At 41.4% G+C, this 19,731-nt stretch carries 19 protein-coding genes, 2 tRNA genes and 1 rRNA gene; 9 read left to right on the forward strand and 13 right to left on the reverse strand.

Annotated elements, in window-relative coordinates:
* Positions 1–307 precede the first annotated feature (307 nt).
* The 4 genes from AC4CU0_RS14885 to AC4CU0_RS14900 form a co-directional block, all read right to left on the reverse strand.
* A tRNA-Ala gene (locus AC4CU0_RS14885) sits at positions 308–383 on the reverse strand.
* 71 nt (positions 384–454) lie between these two features.
* A tRNA-Ile gene (locus AC4CU0_RS14890) sits at positions 455–531 on the reverse strand.
* A 61-nt stretch (positions 532–592) separates the two neighbouring features.
* Positions 593–2,131 (reverse strand): 16S ribosomal RNA (locus AC4CU0_RS14895).
* A gap of 604 nt (positions 2,132–2,735) precedes the next feature.
* A complete protein-coding gene (locus AC4CU0_RS14900) occupies positions 2,736–3,008 on the reverse strand; it encodes a hypothetical protein (RefSeq protein WP_180042222.1) in 273 nt (90 codons plus the stop codon).
* Positions 3,009–3,233: 225 nt separating this feature from the next.
* On the opposite strand from AC4CU0_RS14900, the gene AC4CU0_RS14905 reads away from it, so the two are divergent.
* Entirely contained in the window at positions 3,234–3,875 is a 642-nt protein-coding gene (locus tag AC4CU0_RS14905) for a YczE/YyaS/YitT family protein (protein WP_490743422.1), read from the forward strand.
* Positions 3,876–4,369: 494 nt separating this feature from the next.
* On the opposite strand, the gene tyrS is transcribed toward AC4CU0_RS14905, so the two are convergent.
* Entirely contained in the window at positions 4,370–5,602 is a 1,233-nt protein-coding gene (gene tyrS, locus AC4CU0_RS14910; protein ID WP_171262600.1) for a tyrosine--tRNA ligase, read from the reverse strand.
* A 63-nt stretch (positions 5,603–5,665) separates the two neighbouring features.
* Between tyrS and AC4CU0_RS14915 the strand changes: the two genes are divergently transcribed.
* Complete coding sequence (locus tag AC4CU0_RS14915; protein ID WP_490743423.1) at positions 5,666–6,793, forward strand: anhydro-N-acetylmuramic acid kinase; 1,128 nt, start codon at positions 5,666–5,668, stop codon at positions 6,791–6,793.
* Between the two features lie 56 nt (positions 6,794–6,849).
* Here AC4CU0_RS14915 and AC4CU0_RS14920 read toward each other — a convergent pair whose 3' ends face one another.
* Positions 6,850–8,136, reverse strand: a complete 1,287-nt coding sequence (locus AC4CU0_RS14920; protein ID WP_490743424.1) for a lytic murein transglycosylase — start codon at positions 8,134–8,136, stop codon at positions 6,850–6,852.
* A gap of 359 nt (positions 8,137–8,495) precedes the next feature.
* On the opposite strand from AC4CU0_RS14920, the gene AC4CU0_RS14925 reads away from it, so the two are divergent.
* Positions 8,496–9,242 (forward strand): IS5 family transposase, encoded by a 747-nt coding sequence (locus AC4CU0_RS14925; RefSeq protein ID WP_026056797.1) that lies wholly within the window; start codon positions 8,496–8,498, stop codon positions 9,240–9,242.
* Between the two features lie 483 nt (positions 9,243–9,725).
* On the opposite strand, the gene AC4CU0_RS14930 is transcribed toward AC4CU0_RS14925, so the two are convergent.
* Both AC4CU0_RS14930 and purE read right to left on the reverse strand, forming a co-directional pair.
* The gene (locus tag AC4CU0_RS14930) at positions 9,726–10,847 is read right to left on the reverse strand and encodes a 5-(carboxyamino)imidazole ribonucleotide synthase (protein WP_111886091.1); all 1,122 of its coding nucleotides are present in this window, start codon (positions 10,845–10,847) and stop codon (positions 9,726–9,728) included.
* Positions 10,848–10,863: 16 nt separating this feature from the next.
* A complete protein-coding gene (gene purE / locus AC4CU0_RS14935; protein ID WP_078189531.1) occupies positions 10,864–11,376 on the reverse strand; it encodes a 5-(carboxyamino)imidazole ribonucleotide mutase in 513 nt (170 codons plus the stop codon).
* Between the two features lie 215 nt (positions 11,377–11,591).
* Here purE and AC4CU0_RS14940 point away from each other — a divergent pair, with 215 nt between their 5' ends.
* Positions 11,592–11,888, forward strand: a complete 297-nt coding sequence (locus tag AC4CU0_RS14940; protein ID WP_490743425.1) for a hypothetical protein — start codon at positions 11,592–11,594, stop codon at positions 11,886–11,888.
* Positions 11,885–12,025 carry a hypothetical protein gene (locus AC4CU0_RS14945; RefSeq protein WP_227591843.1) on the forward strand — a complete coding sequence of 47 codons (141 nt, stop codon included), beginning with the start codon at positions 11,885–11,887 and terminating at the stop codon, positions 12,023–12,025. The genes AC4CU0_RS14940 and AC4CU0_RS14945 overlap by 4 nt, the downstream gene beginning before the upstream one ends.
* A 25-nt stretch (positions 12,026–12,050) precedes the next feature.
* Here AC4CU0_RS14945 and AC4CU0_RS14950 read toward each other — a convergent pair whose 3' ends face one another.
* On the reverse strand, positions 12,051–12,389 hold the full coding sequence (locus tag AC4CU0_RS14950; RefSeq protein WP_078189529.1) for a DMT family protein: 339 nt from the start codon (positions 12,387–12,389) through the stop codon (positions 12,051–12,053).
* Positions 12,390–12,663: 274 nt separating this feature from the next.
* Here AC4CU0_RS14950 and mpl point away from each other — a divergent pair, with 274 nt between their 5' ends.
* Positions 12,664–14,028 (forward strand): UDP-N-acetylmuramate:L-alanyl-gamma-D-glutamyl-meso-diaminopimelate ligase, encoded by a 1,365-nt coding sequence (mpl, locus tag AC4CU0_RS14955; protein ID WP_490743426.1) that lies wholly within the window; start codon positions 12,664–12,666, stop codon positions 14,026–14,028.
* A gap of 61 nt (positions 14,029–14,089) precedes the next feature.
* On the opposite strand, the gene AC4CU0_RS14960 is transcribed toward mpl, so the two are convergent.
* The 3 genes from AC4CU0_RS14960 to AC4CU0_RS14970 form a co-directional block, all read right to left on the reverse strand.
* Complete coding sequence (locus AC4CU0_RS14960; RefSeq protein ID WP_180109492.1) at positions 14,090–14,560, reverse strand: BLUF domain-containing protein; 471 nt, start codon at positions 14,558–14,560, stop codon at positions 14,090–14,092.
* Between the two features lie 601 nt (positions 14,561–15,161).
* Positions 15,162–15,488 carry a GNAT family N-acetyltransferase gene (locus AC4CU0_RS14965; RefSeq protein WP_257225408.1) on the reverse strand — a complete coding sequence of 109 codons (327 nt, stop codon included), beginning with the start codon at positions 15,486–15,488 and terminating at the stop codon, positions 15,162–15,164.
* Between the two features lie 313 nt (positions 15,489–15,801).
* Positions 15,802–16,107 (reverse strand): GNAT family N-acetyltransferase, encoded by a 306-nt coding sequence (locus tag AC4CU0_RS14970; RefSeq protein ID WP_490743522.1) that lies wholly within the window; start codon positions 16,105–16,107, stop codon positions 15,802–15,804.
* A 132-nt stretch (positions 16,108–16,239) separates the two neighbouring features.
* On the opposite strand from AC4CU0_RS14970, the gene AC4CU0_RS14975 reads away from it, so the two are divergent.
* The 3 genes from AC4CU0_RS14975 (at position 16,240) to AC4CU0_RS14985 (ending at position 18,934) form a co-directional block, all read left to right on the forward strand.
* Positions 16,240–17,433: a sugar transporter gene (locus AC4CU0_RS14975; RefSeq protein WP_490743427.1), complete on the forward strand. Its 1,194-nt coding sequence runs from the start codon at positions 16,240–16,242 to the stop codon at positions 17,431–17,433.
* Positions 17,434–17,735: 302 nt separating this feature from the next.
* Complete coding sequence (locus tag AC4CU0_RS14980) at positions 17,736–18,701, forward strand: TerC family protein (protein WP_078189519.1); 966 nt, start codon at positions 17,736–17,738, stop codon at positions 18,699–18,701.
* A gap of 107 nt (positions 18,702–18,808) precedes the next feature.
* Complete coding sequence (locus AC4CU0_RS14985) at positions 18,809–18,934, forward strand: hypothetical protein (RefSeq protein ID WP_490743428.1); 126 nt, start codon at positions 18,809–18,811, stop codon at positions 18,932–18,934.
* 64 nt (positions 18,935–18,998) lie between these two features.
* Here AC4CU0_RS14985 and AC4CU0_RS14990 read toward each other — a convergent pair whose 3' ends face one another.
* The gene (locus tag AC4CU0_RS14990) at positions 18,999–19,577 is read right to left on the reverse strand and encodes a nucleotidyltransferase family protein (protein ID WP_490743429.1); all 579 of its coding nucleotides are present in this window, start codon (positions 19,575–19,577) and stop codon (positions 18,999–19,001) included.
* Between the last annotated feature and the right edge of the window lie 154 nt (positions 19,578–19,731).

Below are 19,731 nucleotides of genomic sequence, written 5' to 3' on the forward strand. Positions count from 1 at the left end.
CTCATTTCATTCAACTTTCACAATTGCTTGTTAGGTTAAATCAAACGAGTATGAACAAATTATTTCAACTCAAATATATTCTGTTAATGATTTTTCCAGCCTTCGTCAGGTCAGGAAACTGTGATAAATCACAGAGCTTAATAACAATGAAGCGAATCATACGCCACTTTGTTGCTAAGCTCTATAACCTAAACACTTGATCGCTTAAGGACTAAACAACTTCAACACTGCATGATCACATACTGCGCGAAGCGTAGCTTCTTGCTTAAATTTCAAGTAAAAGCGTTGCTTTTATAATCTTGAAATTTGGTGGAGACTAGGAGAGTCGAACTCCTGACCTCCTGCGTGCAAAGCAGGCGCTCTACCAACTAAGCTAAGTCCCCAGCTTATCAATAAGTCAATGTTTCTGATTCTCTGTTTGCTTCCGTATTTTATTCAAATACTTCGTCAGTAGTGGTGGGTCTGACAAGACTTGAACTTGTGACCCCACGCTTATCAAGCGTGTGCTCTAACCAACTGAGCTACAGACCCTCAGATACATCGTCATGAAGAACAACTTGTTGTGGATTCTTACCAATCGTCAATCTTTCGTTAAGGAGGTGATCCAGCCGCAGGTTCCCCTACGGCTACCTTGTTACGACTTCACCCCAGTCATCGGCCACACCGTGGTAAGCGTCCTCCTTACGGTTAGACTACCTACTTCTGGTGCAACAAACTCCCATGGTGTGACGGGCGGTGTGTACAAGGCCCGGGAACGTATTCACCGCGGCATTCTGATCCGCGATTACTAGCGATTCCGACTTCATGGAGTCGAGTTGCAGACTCCAATCCGGACTACGATCGGCTTTTTGAGATTAGCATCTCCTCGCGGAGTAGCAACCCTTTGTACCGACCATTGTAGCACGTGTGTAGCCCTGGTCGTAAGGGCCATGATGACTTGACGTCGTCCCCGCCTTCCTCCAGTTTGTCACTGGCAGTATCCTTAAAGTTCCCGGCTTAACCCGATGGCAAATAAGGAAAAGGGTTGCGCTCGTTGCGGGACTTAACCCAACATCTCACGACACGAGCTGACGACAGCCATGCAGCACCTGTATGTAAGTTCCCGAAGGCACCAATCCATCTCTGGAAAGTTCTTACTATGTCAAGACCAGGTAAGGTTCTTCGCGTTGCATCGAATTAAACCACATGCTCCACCGCTTGTGCGGGCCCCCGTCAATTCATTTGAGTTTTAGTCTTGCGACCGTACTCCCCAGGCGGTCTACTTATCGCGTTAGCTGCGCCACTAAAGCCTCAAAGGCCCCAACGGCTAGTAGACATCGTTTACGGCATGGACTACCAGGGTATCTAATCCTGTTTGCTCCCCATGCTTTCGTGCCTCAGCGTCAGTATTAGGCCAGATGGCTGCCTTCGCCATCGGTATTCCTCCAGATCTCTACGCATTTCACCGCTACACCTGGAATTCTACCATCCTCTCCCATACTCTAGCTTCCCAGTATCGAATGCAATTCCCAAGTTAAGCTCGGGGATTTCACATCCGACTTAAAAAGCCGCCTACGCACGCTTTACGCCCAGTAAATCCGATTAACGCTCGCACCCTCTGTATTACCGCGGCTGCTGGCACAGAGTTAGCCGGTGCTTATTCTGCGAGTAACGTCCACTATCTCTAGGTATTAACCAAAGTAGCCTCCTCCTCGCTTAAAGTGCTTTACAACCAAAAGGCCTTCTTCACACACGCGGCATGGCTGGATCAGGGTTCCCCCCATTGTCCAATATTCCCCACTGCTGCCTCCCGTAGGAGTCTGGGCCGTGTCTCAGTCCCAGTGTGGCGGATCATCCTCTCAGACCCGCTACAGATCGTCGCCTTGGTAGGCCTTTACCCCACCAACTAGCTAATCCGACTTAGGCTCATCTATTAGCGCAAGGTCCGAAGATCCCCTGCTTTCTCCCGTAGGACGTATGCGGTATTAGCATCCCTTTCGAAATGTTGTCCCCCACTAATAGGCAGATTCCTAAGCATTACTCACCCGTCCGCCGCTAGAAATCGGTAGCAAGCTACCTATTCCCGCTCGACTTGCATGTGTTAAGCCTGCCGCCAGCGTTCAATCTGAGCCATGATCAAACTCTTCAGTTTAAAATCAATAGTACATATAGTGTACCAATCTTGGCTCATCAATTACTGACAAAAATTTGCTCAAATAAACTTCGAGTAATTTCTACCATTAATCAATGAAAATAATTTCGATCGATCAATCAGTAAAAATCCACACAAGTTGTTCTTCATAATCTCTTAATGATCTTTCTAACATCTCGTCAATGCTAGAAGCTGGACTTCGATAAACTTAACAACTCAACGCTTCGCGTTTCGTTCGTTTCCGTCTATCTCGTCGGTATGGGGTGCATTCTAGAGCATTTCAGAATCATTGCAACCCCCAATTCACTATATTTTTCACGTATGTATTTTTTATAAGCGTTTTTGCTAAAAAAATTGCACTTTTACCTATTTTTTAAGCATTTTTTATAAATATTTAGCAAATAGTCGATATTTAATTAAGTAAATTTCTTATATCTAGCAAATCTTTTTCAGCGCTTTTAAGTCTAATAAAAGTAGCTTTGATTATTTATTAATCATTAGTCTACTTTTCTTCCTCAAAGCACATCATTTTTTTCTGTCATCACACCGATTCAAGCTTCATAGACATTTTTTAGCTTGCATTTTTATATTTACCAACATTCTTTTAACGTTCATATGCTAAATGTTGCATGACTTCCAAGATGACTTGTTGCTTTCCACTGAAATCCTCGGCAGAAAATAGCAGCTTGGCACGCCGAGGGAGTTGTTCTCGTACCAATGCAAATAGTTGGTACTGTGCTGCGATATCCAAATCATGTAATTGTTGCTGCGCCTCACAAAATAATGCTCTTTTATGCTGTGTAGTTTGGTAGTCAAATAAATACCTCAAGATTCGATCAATCTGTTCATCATGATTATCGGTATTGTAATACGCCATGTTGTTGCTCTTTTTTGATTTTTGACCATTGTTCCATAAGGCCTGTTTTTGCAAAAATCATTTTAATTACATGCTTAGTCATTTTTGCTGATAAAAATACAGCCTATTTTATTTGAATAATCACTATTAACGATCACAGTCATAAAAAGCCACTATTTTTGGGCTTTAGACGCATAGAGTGCAGGCTGCGTTTTACGTACACTCTTTTTATTTTTTAGGTGCAGGATGCCAACACAGTTTTTTCCACGCTTATTCTTACTATTAAGCGGATTAGGATTATTGGCTTTTGGTGTCGTACTCTCTATACATTCAAATTTAGGGACACCCCCTATTTCCTCGGTGCCCTACAGCTTTAGCTATATCTTTCCACTCACCGTCGGCACATTAACAGTATTGATGCACATCGTCATGATACTGCTGCAAATGCTGATCTTAAAATCACGCTTTCAGTGGATACAGTGGCTGCAATTACCCGTGGGAATTTTGTTTGGTGCATTTATTGACGGTTTAATGTGGCTCACCCAAGGCTGGAGCATAGAAAGTTACCCACTTCAACTCCTGGCTTGCTTGGCAAGTTGCCTGATTACCGCTTTAGGTGTGAGCTTAGTGGTCAAAGCCAGCCTAGTCCTCTTAGCCGCAGAAGGTCTCTATCAAGCCATTGCTATTCGTTATCGCCTTGATTTTGGCAACTGTAAAACCTATGGCGACATTGTCTTGGTCAGTATTGCGGTTATCAGCAGTTGGCTAGTCTTACATCAAGTCATCGGAGTACGTGAAGGCACAATTATTACCGCACTTTTAGTGGGAACATTAGTTAAGCGGATCTTGCCTAAATTAAGCTTCATTCAATTTGGTTCTAAGCCCTAAAACCAAGCTCCATGAACATCTGTCTAAGTAGAAACATTTTAAAGCTCGATTGAATCGGGCTTTTTTTTGGCGCGGTTAAAGTCTTTAATACAGAAATAAATGTGACTTTTGAAAGGAATACTTCAATTTTACAAATAAAAAAGGGAAAGATCTCTCCCAAAATCTTTCCCTTAGAATTGAATCTTTAGTCGATCCATCGTGTAGTTATTATAGTTATTTGTTAACTCACTAAAAAAAGAGTCCCTTGGGGAAGAGACTTATAAAAAGTGGAGTTATCGTTATGTACCCTCTAGATGGTATATATATCTCTCTAGATGAATAAATCTTATACATAAAATTCAAGAAATGCAACACATTTGGCAAAATTTAAGTGTTGTTTTTATAAGGTTTTTTTTGAATTTGCTTATTTATATTATTAATATATTAATTGGTAAAAAAAAGCAGGCCGAAGCCTGCTTTTAATTCAATAACTTAACTAAAAATTCAAGAATTTATTAGTCGGTAAAAGTTACTTTTGCGATCGCTTTTTTGCTCGCTTGGATAATCAAAGTTTTGTTTTCTGACACAGCATAACCTGCATCAACCACTTCCCAATCCACTTTCACTGCACCACGACCAATTGCATCTTTTGCTTGAGCTGCATTTTTAGTCAAACCCGCTTCACGCAAAATAGAAGTAATGAAAATCTCACCACCAAATGCGCCACGAGAAATAGTCACTTCTGGTGTACCTTCTGGAAGTTCACCTTCAGTAATCAAGTTGCCTGCACCTTTGTGCGCATTTGCCGCAGCTTCTGCGCCATGGAAACGCTCAACCAATTCAAGTGCAAGAATTTTCTTCACTTCTTGTGGATTACGACCTTCAGCCACTTCTTTAAGTAACTGTTGAATTTCTTCAATCGATTTAAAGCTCAACAAGTCAAAGTAACGTTCGATCAAATCATCTGGCATTGAAAGCACTTTTTGGTACATCGCACCCGGTGCATCAAATACAGCAATATAGTTACCCAAAGATTTAGACATTTTATTTACGCCGTCTAAACCTTCAAGAATTGGCACAGTAATGCACACTTGAGATTCTTGGTCATAACGGCTTTGTAATGTACGACCCATCAGCAAGTTAAAGGTTTGGTCTGTACCACCTAACTCTACATCCGCTTCTAGTGCAACTGAGTCATAACCTTGTACCAATGGATATAAAAATTCGTGAATCGCAATCGGTTGATGGCTGTTATAACGTTTAGTGAAGTCATCACGTTCCAACATACGTGCCACAGTTTGCTGTGAAGCTAACTGAATCAAGTCAGCAGCAGTTTTTTGACCAAACCACTCTGAGTTAAACACAACTTTAGTTTTCGCTGGATCAAGAATCTTAAATACTTGTTCTTGATAAGTTTTAGCATTTTCTAAAACTTTTTCACGAGACAACGGCGGACGCGTAGCGCTCTTACCCGTTGGGTCACCGATCATGGCTGTATAGTCACCAATCAGGAAGTAAACTTCATGACCTAAATCTTGGAAAACTTTTAATTTATTAATCAGAACCGTATGACCTAAATGTAAATCAGGTGCAGTCGGGTCAAAACCCGCTTTAATTTTTAATGGGCGATTCTGCTTTAATTTCTTAAGAAGATCTTCTTCAGAAATAATCTCATGTGTGCCTCGTTGGATGAGGGCAAGTTGTTCTTCAGCCGGCAGGAAATTTGACATCACAAAATCCAAATAGATCAGTTATACAATTTGTGCGATATACTAACACTTTTTCAGCACATTGCAGGCTTAAGAATCATCATGACAGCGATCTACATTGGGGTAATGACCGGCACAAGCATGGATGGTGTCGATATTGTTGCTGCTTCTTTTGATCCTTTAGAGATTCATGCAACGCTCACACTTCCCTTCGACCCAGACCTTCGTGATGAACTCATGGCACTTACTTTGCCTGATGATAACGAAATTGATCGCATGGGTAAGGCAGACGTTGCTTTAGCTCAAATGATCGGTCATGGCATCAATGAATTGATCGAGAAGAATCAGCTAGATCGTAGTCAAATCAAGGCTATTGGCTCACATGGTCAAACCATCCGCCACCGTCCTGAACATGGTTTTACCCTGCAAATTGGCGACCCCAATATTATTACCGAACTCACTAAAATCCCTGTGATTTCAGACTTCCGCCGCCGTGATATGGCTGCAGGTGGTCAAGGGGCACCGTTGGTACCTGCATTTCATCAAGCGCTTTTCCAACATGACACTATTCACCGTGTGATTTTAAACTTGGGCGGCATCGCCAATGTCAGTATGTTACCTGCAGGCAAACCTGAAGATGTCTATGGCTTTGATACAGGCCCTGCCAACATTTTAATGGATGCATGGTGCGAACGTTATACTGGTCAACCGTATGATGAAAATGGCAACTGGGCGGCTTATGGTCAGCCTATTCGCAGCCTGCTCGACCGCTTACAAGCGCATGAGTTTTTCTCTAAAGAACCGCCAAAAAGTACAGGTCGTGAAGACTTCAATCTAGAATGGTTAGATGAACAGATTCTCGATTGGCGTGGAGATCTCGAATATGACGAACTCGAAGATACGCCAGAAAACATTCAAGCAACCTTAATGAAACTCACCACACGTGCCATTAAAAAAGCCATTTACCGTTCTGATATGGATACTGGTGAAGTCTATGTCTGTGGTGGTGGTGCATACAATTCGCACCTTTTAGAACAACTGCGCTGGCGTCTACGTAAACATGGATGGACGGTGCAAAGTACCGCAGATTTAGGCTTAAGCCCAACATGGGTGGAAGCGACGGCCTTTGCTTGGTTGGCGATGCGCTTTGTCAATCAGCTTAGTGCAAATTTACCAAGTGTGACGGGTGCTGCTGGCTATCGTATCTTAGGTACAATCACTGCGGTTTAAGAGTCAAAAACATATAAAAAAGGTCTGCAATTGCAGACCTTTTTATTATTGATGAATTAACGCATCATATTTTTCGCATTTTCATTGCGAAATGCGCGTAAAATCTGTTGCCCTGCACGTCCTGTTGGACTTAAACCCAGTCGATTTTGCTCTTGTCGAATGGCTTGACGGGTTTTATCTCCAATTAATCCATCAACTTTACCAATGTCATAGCCACGGTTAAGTAAAAACTGTTGAATCTCTCGTCGTTCCGCACGTGAAGTCCCAGGATCATCGGTTGGCCATGTCGTACTAAAGCCACCCTTGCCTTGCAAGCGATCGGATAAATGCGCAATCGCTAATGCATAACTCTCTGCCGCATTATAACTGTAGATTGCATCGAAATTTTTAAACACCAAGAACACAGGCCCACTTGCCCCAGCCGGTGCCATTAAACCTGCTTGGCTCGATCCAGAAAGGTTACCTTGAATTAACGGCGTACCATCGGCACGCTGCAAACCACGATTCATCCAGCTGTCTAATGACTTTTTATTACGGCGACTTTCTCTACTGATCGACATGCCATCCGGAATTTTGACTTCAAAGCCCCACGGCTGACCAGTTTGCCAACCACGCTTTTTCAGGAAGTTGGCTGTAGATGCCAACGCATCCGTGGTGCTCGATACCAAATCACGGCGGCCATCACCATCAAAATCCACGGCCAGTTCTTCATAGGTACTCGGCATAAATTGGGTATGACCAAATGCACCTGCCCACGAACCTTTCAATTGAGATTCATTTAAATCACCACGCTGCAAAATCCGCATGGCTGCAAAAAACTCGCCACGGAAATAGCTTTGACGGCGTCCTTCACAACTTAAAGTGCCCAATGACTGTAATAAAGGATAGCTACCCGCAATATCACCAAAATTACTCTCCACACCCCAAACCGCGACCACGGTTTCAGCAGGCACACCATAAGCCGCTGCGACACGGTTTAATACATCACGATGCTGCGCCAATTTCTGCTGACCCAGTTGTACACGCTCTTCATCTACCAGACCGGACAGATAGTCCCAAATCGGAGTTGAAAACTCAGGCTGATAGTTGAGCTTTTCAATCACAGAATAATCAGGTGTTAAATTTTGTGTATAGCGATCATAAGTGGACGCACTCACACCAGCATTCATTGCTTGCGAGCGCAAATTAGCTAAACAGCCTTGAAAGTTATTTTGTGGTGAAATGCTGCTTGTTGTAGGCATGCTCGACGCATTGACAGACTGACCATTAATAATCAACTCGGCATTTGCCTGAGTTATTGCCAATAAAGCAGTCCCGAAAACAAATCCTAAGTGATGCTTCATACCCTAGATCTTTTTTGAATTTAAATTGTTGCTTTAACAATAGCAGCTCAAAGCAAAAGTTAAAGGTTCAAAACGTAAATTTAAATTCATATTTTCTACTTATTTAAATTCATTTTTAAAATTTGAATTCAAAAGTAGTTACCCACAACCCAACTTTAAATTCATTAGAAACCAAACACCGGTTTAAATTTAAATTCAAAACTTTTAAATTTAAAGATAAATTAGGTGCATAAAAAATTATCCACAAATGCAAAATGGGGTAAAAATTCATTTTTATTATTAGGGTCTGTTGACATTTGTTGATTAAAAAAATAGCGAGATAGTAAAATTAAATCGCCAAACCCAATTTTACACTCGCTATGCCTCGAACAATGCTAAATGATCAACACTGGTCCAAGTTACTTGCTATTTTCCGTCACTTTAATATTTATCTCAAATTAAATTTACGGAATTTTATTGAAGCGATTTTATTTCGAATTAGAACAGGCTGTCCTTGGCGTGATTTACCTCAAGAGTTTGGTAAATCAAATTCTATTTTTAAGAAATATAATCGATGGTCTAAAAATAGTAAGTTTATGAATATTTTTAAATTATTCAGCCAGCATGCTGATAAAGAGTGGATTTTTATCGATGGGAGCCATGTACGAGCGCATCAACATTCAGCTGGTATTAAGAATCAAAGTATTTCCAAAAGTATTGGTGGTAATAGTTCAAAAATACATTTAGCAATCGATTCAAATGGTAATCCTATTGAATTTATTATTTCAGATGGAACTTCACATGATATTAAGGTTGCACCTGATCTTGTATCAAAATTAGATTTAACAGAGTCAGAAATGCTATGTGCAGATAAAGGCTATGATTCAGAAAGTTTCAGAAAGAAAATTAGAGAAAGTAATACGAAAGCAAACATTCCTCGAAGATCAAATGCCAAATCTAGCAATGATGATATGGACTGGTATATGTATAAAATCAGACATTTAGTTGAAAATGCATTTTGTAGATTAAAACAATTTAGAGGAATTGCCACAAGATACGATAAGCTAAAACGTAACTATCAAAGCGCTGTTGCTTTAGCTTGTATATTTATATGGTTGCCTCTTTAGCTCAATTTATCGGCTGTAAATGTCAACACACCCTAATAATCAAAATATTATAGATTTTAAAAGCACTTTCTACAGATCCAATAAGTCTGATCAACTTTTAAATTCAAATTTTTTAAATTTAAACACAGCAAAATGAATTCATTTTTTCAAATTTGAATTCATAAACTTTGAATTCATTGTTTTTCGTATAGGATTTTTTGAATTCAAATTCATAGTTTAAATTTAAAAACACAATTTGAATTCAAAACGCTTTGGTTATTTTTGATTTTGATTCACACACACCACAGGCTATTGATACACAAAAAACCATACGAAGATTAGCGCAGAATATTTATAAACAAACGAACACTTTATGATCAATAGTTTCTTATCGTTTCAGCGATAAACGGTGTGATTTTGCAAAGAGGCGCAATGATGCCCGAACTACAGCAATAAAAAAAGCGGCCATGTGCATGACCGCTTTTTTATCATTCAAACACAGGTTTAAATGGTCATATCTTCGCTAAGTGCCAGTGGATTCGGCAAAATTTTCGCCAAAGCACGGCATAAAGCTGTTAATTCAGCAGTATCGTTCGGCATTAAAGTGATGTGACCGATTTTGCGGCCTTCACGCTCTGTTTTGTTATACAGATGCAAATGCGCGCCATTCAGTGCCAATACATCTTCAGACTTCGGATGTTGGCCAATGATGTTTACCATGACCGTTGGACGAACAACTTCAGTCGAACCCAAAGGCAAACCTGCTACAGCACGAATGTGGTTTTCAAACTGTGAACACACTGCACCTTCAATCGACCAATGCCCCGAGTTATGCACACGTGGCGCCATCTCATTGGCATATAAGCCTTTATCTGTCACAAACAGCTCTAGCGTCAAAACACCGACATAATTCAAATGATTGAGCAGGCGAGTAATGTAGTCTTGCGCAACTGGTTGTAAGTCTGCGCTGTTTGGCGCAGGCACAATCGAATGCGACAAAATGCCGTTGTGGTGGTGGTTTTCCGCCAATGGCCATGTTTTCACATCACCGTCTTGACCACGCACCGCAATGATTGAGACTTCACGTGAGAAGGTTACAAAGCTTTCCGCAATCAATTCACCAGCAGGGCCCAGTTCAGCCCATGCTTGATCCATTTGCTCAGCGCTACGTAGCACAAATTGACCTTTGCCGTCATAACCGCCACGCGATGTTTTCAGTACGATGGGTAAACCCAACTCAGCAACAGCAGCTTGTAAACCCTCGAAAGATGTCACGGCCTTATAAGGTGCAACTGGGATAGCCAATTCATCAAACAAAGCCTTTTCGGACAAACGATGCTGTGCAATCGCTAAAGCTTGGCGCGGTGGGTGCAATGCTTTGTTCTTGGTCAACACATCAACATCTGCTAACGGAGTATTTTCAAACTCTAAGCTGAAAACATCTGCGCTCTGAATGAAATCTTGCAAACCATTTTCAGCTTGAGTCGAAATCACTGGACCCAGCGCTGCAGAAGGGCAGTCGGTACTCGCTTCAAAGAAGGTGCATTGAATGTTTAAAGGCAATGCCGCTTGCGCCATCATGCGACCAAGCTGGCCACCACCAAAAATACCAATGGTTTTATCCATGAGAAATGCCCCTTAATTAAGCTTGACCCGGAATATTTTTACTCGCCACTTTATCGGTTTGCGCAGCGCGGAAATCTGCAACATTCTTTGCGATTTCAGGACGTGTTAAACCTAAAATTTGTGCCGCCATGATCGCTGCATTGGTTGCACCCGCTGGGCCAATCGCCAAAGTACCAACGGCAATACCTGCGGGCATTTGCACGATAGACAGTAATGAATCCACGCCGTTTAAAATTGATGATTTCACAGGTACGCCAAGTACAGGTAGGTCAGTCTTCGCTGCGCACATGCCAGGCAAATGTGCTGCACCGCCAGCACCGGCAATAATCACTTGAATACCACGATCACGTGCGGTTTCAGCATATTCGAATAATCGATCTGGAGTTCGGTGTGCAGATACAACTTCCGCTTCAAATGGGACGCCAAGCTGTTTGAGCATATTGGCAGTGTTTTCTAGCGTTGCCCAATCCGATTGAGAACCCATGATAATTCCAACGAGAGGAGTGTCTTGTGAAGCGGCCGCATTCATTGCAATGTTTCCAGAGATTAAAGTAAGAGAGAGTAAATCTCGACTAGAGCCAAGCTTTAATAAGAGCCCCATATTATAGACTGAAAATTCATCTCAATAAAATTTAACGGTTGTCTTTAAAGAGAAAACTCCATAATATTTTTATAAAATTATTTTTATTTTTTTCAATTTTATAAAAACTTTTATTAAATCAATATTTATAAGACACTTTAAAGATGAAACAGATCTTCATCCTGCTCACTTTAGCCTTAAGCTCTCAGAGTTTTGCCCAACTGGTTCAACTCAATACCAGCCAATTTATAATAGAATTTAACCTCTTACAGAAACAAAAAGGCTATAACAGCCAGATTAAGAGTAACGGCTACATCCACGAAAAATTTTTAGTCACCGGAAAATCGATCATTGATGAACGTGAGTCGGTCAAGATGACAGGCTATTACAAAGCAGATGATGGCCGTGATAAAATGTATTCAATTTCAGAATATCGTGTAGCTATGTTTTTGCACTCATGAACTTTGAAGCAGACGGTCAAATGACTGTACTGACCAGTGAGAGTGATTATGCCTTTGACTATGAAGATCCCACTCCAAGAGACCGTGAGTTTAGTAAAGTCCTCAAAAATGCCTGCAAACACGCCTCACTTAAATGATCAGCCCCATGCGGCATCGGATCAGTTAAGCACTGCGAAACACGAAATAGACACATCCAAAAAGGCATAAACCTGCCCACAAATAGTCCAACTTAAAGGGTTGTTTAAAAAGGAAAATCATAAATGGAACGAAGACCAATAGCGTCACGACTTCTTGTGTGATTTTCATTTGACCCAAAGACCACCCATGTTTGGCCAACAGTCGCGTTGCTGGGATCATAAAACTATATTCGAGTAATGCTATAGCCCATCCAAATAAAATCGCTTGCCAGAGCGGCGCATCATGTAGAAATTTCAGATGTCCATACCAGGCCAAAGTCATAAAACAGTTGGAAATAATCAATAAAAACAGGGCAAGTGACATAAGCAATCAAGATCGCAAAAATTTGCGCATATTGTACGTTTTTCATCACGATTTCGCGCCTATTTTCCGTGTTTTTATCCTCAAGAAAATTGCGTACATTTGATCAGTTACGAGCTCAATCTTTTTGCACGATCTCATACAAAAAAATCTATCTTTTCCCTAAGACCCTTGCTATGGTTGCTCTCAAATGAAATTAACCTTTTCAACCAAATCTATAATGACAACACCACAATAACAAAGTGATGTGTCGATAAAAGCAGTGGAGTTAGAACGAATGCATCTGCATATCTTGGGTATTTGTGGCACCTTTATGGGTTCATTGGCGCTCTTGGCGCGTGATTTAGGACATAAGGTGACGGGTTCAGACCAAAACGTTTACCCACCAATGTCTACCCAATTGGAAAATGCAGGCATTACCTTAATGCAAGGCTATGACCGTAGCCACCTTCAACCACACCCAGATCTCGTGATTGTCGGCAATGCCATGAAACGTGGCATTGATGCTGTGGAATACATGTTGAACGAAGGCCTGCCTTATATTTCTGGCCCACAGTTCCTTGCAGATCACGTGCTACAAGGTAAACATGTCTTAGGTGTTGCAGGCACCCATGGTAAAACCACAACCACAACCATGTTGGCATGGGTCCTCGATCAAGCAGGTTTAGAACCAGGCTTTTTGATTGGCGGTGTGCCATTGGGTTTCACTGAGAGTGCACGTTTAGGCGGTGGTGAATATTTCTGTGTAGAAGCCGATGAATACGATTCAGCATTCTTCGATAAACGTTCTAAGTTTGTACATTACCATCCTAAAACAGCGATTTTAAATAACCTTGAATTTGACCATGCCGATATCTTCGACAACTTGGCGGCGATTCAAAAACAATTCCATCATCTAGTGCGTACTATTCCAAGTGAAGGCCGTATCATTGCGCCCATCACAGAGACAAATATTGATGAAGTCTTGGAAATGGGCTGCTGGACCCCTGTCGTGCGTACATCTTTAGATGCCAATGAAAAGTCTGAACTGTACGCAGAACAACTATCGAACGATGGTTCTCACTTCAAAGTATTACAACACGGTGTGGTAAAAGGCGAAGTCAAATGGAATATGACTGGGCAACACAGTGTAGCCAATGCTTTGGCAACCATTGCTGCGGCTGAACATGTCGGTGTTTCGATTGAAACGGCGTGTGAGGCGCTTTCGAACTTTGGTGGTGTAAAACGTCGTATGGAGCTTTTGGGTACCGTACGTGGCGTTGAAGTTTATGACGACTTTGCACATCACCCAACGGCGATTGATACCACGTTAGAAGGTGCGCGTAAGCGTTTAGGTCAACGTAAGCTTTGGGCGGTAATCGAGCCACGTTCTAATACCATGCGCATGGGTAGCCATAAAGATGGGCTTGCACATTCTGCACGCTTAGCAGATGAAGTGATTTGGTATCAACCTGAAGGTTTGGATTGGGATTTACAACCTGTGATTGAAGCTGCTGCGAATAAAGCTGTGGTGGCTCGTTCACTGGATGAGATCATTCAAACCATCGTAAGCGAGGCAGGCGAGGGCGATGCTGTGGTGATTATGTCGAATGGCGGTTTTGGTGGTTTACATCAGAAGTTGATCAGTGCATTAAAAGCCTAAACCCACTAGATAAAATAAAAAAAGCCCGCTGCGCGGGCTTTTTTTTTTATTCACACTCAGCTTAAAAATAATGCTGATAGCCTCGGTTTTTATAGCCTAAATCCAGCTTAACCGGCTGTTCAACATTCTCTAATCTTAACAATGTCGTTAAAAACGCCTGAATTTGTTCTAGATTGAGCACGTCGGGTTGAAAGCTTGAATGTCCAAAGCGCTGAAACAAACTAGCAATTTCACTATGTCGGTTGACATATTTCATCGACCATTTTGAAAAATCGATTTGATCAATATTTTGATCAGGATAACGCACAATATCCCGATGGCGAGTATCTTTCGCAATATGCTGAAAAAGCTGTTCGAGAGCCGCTTGCTCACCTTGCAAGCATTGGAAGAACCGGCCTTCGGCATAGTACAGCACGCCAAAAATACGCTGTTCGGTATTGAAGCTGCGGGCTCTCACCAAAATATCACTTAAATCTTGTATTAAATCAAATTGTTGTTCTACACGTGTACTGGCATAACAGAGTTGTATCATTGTGTTTATTCTTAAAGTATTTGCACGATTTTAACGTAGAAAGTTCTACAGGATGAGTAAATATTTGTATATTTTTTAATCAAATGTGCTTTTTAACTTACAACAGAAAACCAAGATCACGTATACCGATATCACCTTCATTTTTTTAAACTTATACATATTAAAACAATGAAATTATTTCCATTTGAAGATGAATAAAGAGGCCGACCATGCTTAAAAATTTACTCATTTTTTTATCGATCACTTGTGTATATTTTGCTGCCTTGATCATACTGAATAATTTTGGCGTTTCAGATTTTTTTAATGTCGTTATTTGCTCATTTATTTTAGGAATAACACTGCGCACCGTGATTCCTCACTATCTTATTTATTTACTAATGATAATGACCATTGGCAGTATTTATTTCGTGCTGAATGATTTTGCTTTATTAAATATCATGTGTTTAAGCTTGGTTTTAGGAATATTGATCTGCTCGATTTTGTTACAATTGTGGCCACATATCGTCAAAACACCATCAACGGTGTTGAAACTCAAGCTCAATTGAGCACAACGCAGTTTTTAAATTTTCATACTGATAAAACGCCCGCATCGCGGGCTTTTTTAGGCTTGAACATCGGCTAATGTCTTGTCTCGGCGAAACATCACCTCTACATAAGAACAGGTTGGAATAATTATTAAGTGTTTCTCACGAGCGAATTCCACCAAATGATCCAATAGTACACGAGCAACCCCTTGCCCACGTAAGGAATCATCTACCCACGTGTGATTTGCCACAATGGTATGTTCATCACGCCATAGATAACTCATTTCTGCAAGGCGTACACCCTCAGCATTTAACTGAAAAAATTCACCTTTTTGACCATTATCTTGATGTTGCATAGTCACTGTTTTTTCTTCCTTTTTATGAAAAAATACACCGTGTAACAAACGAGAAAGTGATTGGTACAGAACTTAAACGACCTATATTCAACTGTAGGTGATAATAAATCCGTACACCTTTCACATTAATTAAAAAACAATTAAATCACATTTGCCGGATATTTTTATTATGGACCTTTATATTGTCGCCATCTTTGTATTGCTGATTGCTGCAGCTTGCTTGGTTGTATCGCTGTATAAATCACGATCTTAATTCAACTTCACAACTAGATTTCAAATAAAACAGCCTGATTGCAATACGATCAGGCTGTTTTTATTTATCCAAATGATTAATTCACATCACGCTATACAATTTAGCGTATTAGCGTAGAACATCACGAATCGATTCATCTTTATCAAATACAGATTTTGCAAAAGGGCAGAGCGGAATAATTTTCACGTTCTTTTCCCGAGCAAAATTCACTGCTGCATCGAGGAGATGTCGCCCAACACCTTGTCCTCGCAAGCTGTCACTGACATCGGTATGATCAATAATAAATTTATCATCGCCTGCCCATGAGTAAGTCATCTCTGCCAAACGCTCCCAATCTTGCTCAACAAAGAAAGCTCCTTTTTTTTGATCATCATCTTGTTGTACAAACATCTTAAATTTCCTCCATTTTTTTATAAATTGGCATGTAATGCAGGCCAACTCTGTTGTTTTTGTATTAATTTAAACCGCATGTACAGGGCTTAAATCGGTTCCTGCTTGTGTATAGAGCATAGTAAAATATGCCACTTTTTTTATTTGAAGACACTCATGTCTGCCTCTCCCTCCGAAATGGCTTCTTCTGGCTCTTGGACGGCTGTGATTGCTTTGGCTTTCGCAGCATTTATTTTTAATACCACTGAATTTGTACCTGTCGCGTTGCTCAGCGATATTGGCAAAACATTTAGCTTAGCCGCGACCGATGTCGGCATCATGATTACGCTGTATGCATGGGTGGTTGCGCCGATTTCTTTGCCGATCATGTTATTGACCAAAAATATTGAACGTCGCTCGCTCCTGATTTGCTTATTTATGGTGTTTATTGTCAGCCATATTCTGTCGTATTTCGCATGGAGCTTTAATACTTTATTGCTCAGTCGAATTGGCATTGCTTTCTCGCATGCACTTTTTTGGTCCATTACTGCGTCGCTGGCAGTTCGTGTTGCGCCGAAAGGCAAAGAATTTCAGGCCTTGGGTCTTTTGGCCACAGGCACAGCTTTGGCAATGGTTCTCGGTATTCCGTTTGGGCGGATGGTTGGAGAAGCCTATGGTTGGCGAAATACCTTTGCTCTGATTGGCATTGGCGCCAGTATCGTATGCCTGATTTTAGCCAAAACGCTGCCAATACTGCCGAGTTTGAACTCAGGTTCACTGAGCAGCCTAAAACAGTTTATTCACCGTCCAAGCTTAATGATGGTCTTTGCATTAATCATTATCGTCATTAGCGCGCAATTTACCGCATATAGCTATATCGAACCGTTCTCGCTCAACATTGCTGCATTTAACTCCATGCAAACCACCACGTTGTTATTAATCTTTGGTGCAGCAGGCTTTCTAGGTTCTTATCTCTTTGGAAAATTTGGTGGGAAATATCCCAAAGTTGCGATTCCTTTAAGTACAGCCACACTGGCTTTATCCATGCTGCTGTTGCTTCCTGTTTCTTTCAGTTTTGCAGGTGTAAGTGCAGTGTGCTTATTGTGGGGCATGAGTATCATTGGATTTAGTCTCGCATTACAGTCAAAGACACTACATCTCGCATCCGACGCCACCGATGTCGCCATGGCTATCTATTCAGGACTTTATAATGTCGGGATTGGCGGTGGTGCACTCTTGGGCGGTACCGTCAGCGTTCATTTCGGTTTGAGTTTTATTGGTGTGATCGGAGGAATCATCGCCGTGATCGGCACACTTTTAGCCTTAGCGTTAGTACACCGTGGTGATTTTAATCCTCCCGTGGCACATTAAATGAATTCGCAAATTGCCGATTGCACTTTGTACTAAAAACTGTCATGCTTTGCCGCATATTTGGACAGTGTCCAAAACAAAATTTGAACAAGGGGAGTAGCCTCCTCCAAACGTAAACCTTGTTTTACGTGTCAGAATATCGTCATTACACTTTGCAAAAAGTCGGTATCTGAGCATCGCTGCTGCAAATCATTATAGTACGATGTAGGCAAGACCTTGATCATGTTGTCTCAGGCGTTTTATTTCGTCTGGCAACTGGTCGAGGTTTTTTTATGGCTGGTTGTTAGATGTGGAGAATACACATGGAAACGATTGGCTCATTATGGCTATATCTGGCATTTTTCGGTTTAGTCACCATCATGCTACTCATCGACTTTTTAGGCTTTAAAAATAACAAAGGCCAAGAAATCAAAGTCAAAACCGCTGCCTATTGGAGTATTGCATGGGTCTCTGTGGCTACCTTATTCGGTGGTGCATTGTGGCTCTACTTACAGCAAACCGCTGGTGTCGCTGTTGCAAACACCAAAGTCATGGAATATTTCGCTGGTTATCTGCTCGAGAAATCACTCGCAATTGATAACGTTTTTGTCTGGCTCATGATTTTTGCAGCCTTTGCCATTCCACCTGCTTTGCAGCGTAAACTGTTGCTCTACGGTGTCCTCGGCGCAATTGTACTGCGTACCATCTTTATTTTTATTGGGGCATGGTTCGTTCAAGAATTCTCTTGGGTACTGTACTTCTTCGGTGCGTTCTTGGTGTATACCGGCTTTAAATTCCTTAAGGGTTCAGACGAAGACGACAAAGATATCGAAGATATGGCGATTTTGAAGTGGCTACGTAAACACATGCGTATTACCCCTCAAATGCATGAAGATAAATTCTTCGTTCGTCAAAATGGTGTCTTGTGGGCAACGCCGCTCTTTTTAGTGTTGATCTTGGTTGAAGCATCGGACGTCATTTTTGCGGTTGACTCAATCCCAGCGATCTTTGCGGTTACCTCTGACCCGTTTATTGTACTGACTGCAAACTTGATGGCGATTTTGGGTCTACGTGCCATGTTCTTCCTCTTGTCTGGTGCTGCATCGAAAATGCATTACTTACCATATGGTCTGGGCATTATCCTGGTATTTATTGGCGCTAAGATGCTGTTGCTTGATGTGTTCCACATGCCAATTTGGATTTCACTCGGCTTTATTGTGGTGACCTTAACCATCACTGCGTGGTTATCGATCCGACACAGCAAGAAGTACCATGAAACCACGTTATAAAACACTTAGATGAATAAAAGCCTTCTTTCGAGAAGGCTTTTTTATTCTGCAACGAAAACTTGGACTAAGCTTCGGGCATCATCATCCTGGTATTTATTGGCGCTAAGATGCTGTTGCTTGATGTGTTCCACATGCCAATTTGGATTTCACTCGGCTTTATTGTGGTGACCTTAACCATCACTGCGTGGTTATCGATCCGACACAGCAAGAAGTACCATGAAACCACGTTATAAAACACTTAGATGAATAAAAGCCTTCTTTCGAGAAGGCTTTTTTATTCTGCAACGAAAACTTGGACTAAGCTTCGGGCATCATCAAGAGTTTGAGTTTCGGCCAGCGTTTTAAAAATTGTTTTTGCTGCACACGCTGCAAAAAAGTCGCCTGACTGACTAACCGTGGGTTCCAGCGGACATTTAACTCAAATAAATCATCTAAGCCCAAAGGAGCGATCAGCTGTATTTGTTGTTGATCATCCAATTTAACAGCGATGGCAGTAGCAGTTTCTGGCCACAACGATAGGGCATGCTCAATCGACTTGAGCGCCTGTATCGGCTCGCCATTTTCCAAGCGATACCACTGGTGTACTGTCGCTTGGTTGGTGACATCCCAATGAATGTGAGGAAAATCCAACTGCATCTGCTGTTGAATCCTGTAACCCTGTGTTCCATCATCATGTTCCGCATAATAAATCACATCGACTTCTGTGCCTTCCAGTGCATAGTGTTGTTGATGTCGCTGTGACCAAATCAAATTACGAACCACGCCTGCAGCCAAATAAGCCTGTGTATCTATGGCATACAGGGCATGTAAAATCTGCATGATGCCTTGATGCTGCAATAGGTCATGTTTTAATTGGTCTGAATAACGCATGTACATTAAAGGGTTCATTGTCGTTTTTTAAAGGGCGCTCTTGAGATCAATATAGCAAGCGTTGCGACTCATGGTCTTTATTCATTCATCGATGCAATGTATACAGCTCAATGCTTTTGTATTATTCAAATCAAATACAATGAACAAAAAAACAGAATCA

It is taken from the genome of Acinetobacter sp. LipI_15, from assembly GCF_058242865.1.

Coding starts and splice junctions, on each gene's coding strand:
- AC4CU0_RS14900 (WP_180042222.1), bottom strand. CDS start 3,008: ATGGCGTATTACAATACCGATAATCATGATGAACAGATTGATCGAATC.
- AC4CU0_RS14905 (WP_490743422.1), top strand. CDS start 3,234: ATGCCAACACAGTTTTTTCCACGCTTATTCTTACTATTAAGCGGATTA.
- AC4CU0_RS14915 (WP_490743423.1), top strand. CDS start 5,666: ATGACAGCGATCTACATTGGGGTAATGACCGGCACAAGCATGGATGGT.
- AC4CU0_RS14920 (WP_490743424.1), bottom strand. CDS start 8,136: ATGAAGCATCACTTAGGATTTGTTTTCGGGACTGCTTTATTGGCAATA.
- AC4CU0_RS14925 (WP_026056797.1), top strand. CDS start 8,496: ATGCCTCGAACAATGCTAAATGATCAACACTGGTCCAAGTTACTTGCT.
- AC4CU0_RS14930 (WP_111886091.1), bottom strand. CDS start 10,847: ATGGATAAAACCATTGGTATTTTTGGTGGTGGCCAGCTTGGTCGCATG.
- purE (WP_078189531.1), bottom strand. CDS start 11,376: ATGAATGCGGCCGCTTCACAAGACACTCCTCTCGTTGGAATTATCATG.
- AC4CU0_RS14940 (WP_490743425.1), top strand. CDS start 11,592: ATGAAACAGATCTTCATCCTGCTCACTTTAGCCTTAAGCTCTCAGAGT.
- AC4CU0_RS14945 (WP_227591843.1), top strand. CDS start 11,885: ATGAACTTTGAAGCAGACGGTCAAATGACTGTACTGACCAGTGAGAGT.
- AC4CU0_RS14950 (WP_078189529.1), bottom strand. CDS start 12,389: ATGTCACTTGCCCTGTTTTTATTGATTATTTCCAACTGTTTTATGACT.
- mpl (WP_490743426.1), top strand. CDS start 12,664: ATGCATCTGCATATCTTGGGTATTTGTGGCACCTTTATGGGTTCATTG.
- AC4CU0_RS14960 (WP_180109492.1), bottom strand. CDS start 14,560: ATGATACAACTCTGTTATGCCAGTACACGTGTAGAACAACAATTTGAT.
- AC4CU0_RS14975 (WP_490743427.1), top strand. CDS start 16,240: ATGTCTGCCTCTCCCTCCGAAATGGCTTCTTCTGGCTCTTGGACGGCT.
- AC4CU0_RS14980 (WP_078189519.1), top strand. CDS start 17,736: ATGGAAACGATTGGCTCATTATGGCTATATCTGGCATTTTTCGGTTTA.
- AC4CU0_RS14985 (WP_490743428.1), top strand. CDS start 18,809: ATGCTGTTGCTTGATGTGTTCCACATGCCAATTTGGATTTCACTCGGC.
- AC4CU0_RS14990 (WP_490743429.1), bottom strand. CDS start 19,577: ATGTACATGCGTTATTCAGACCAATTAAAACATGACCTATTGCAGCAT.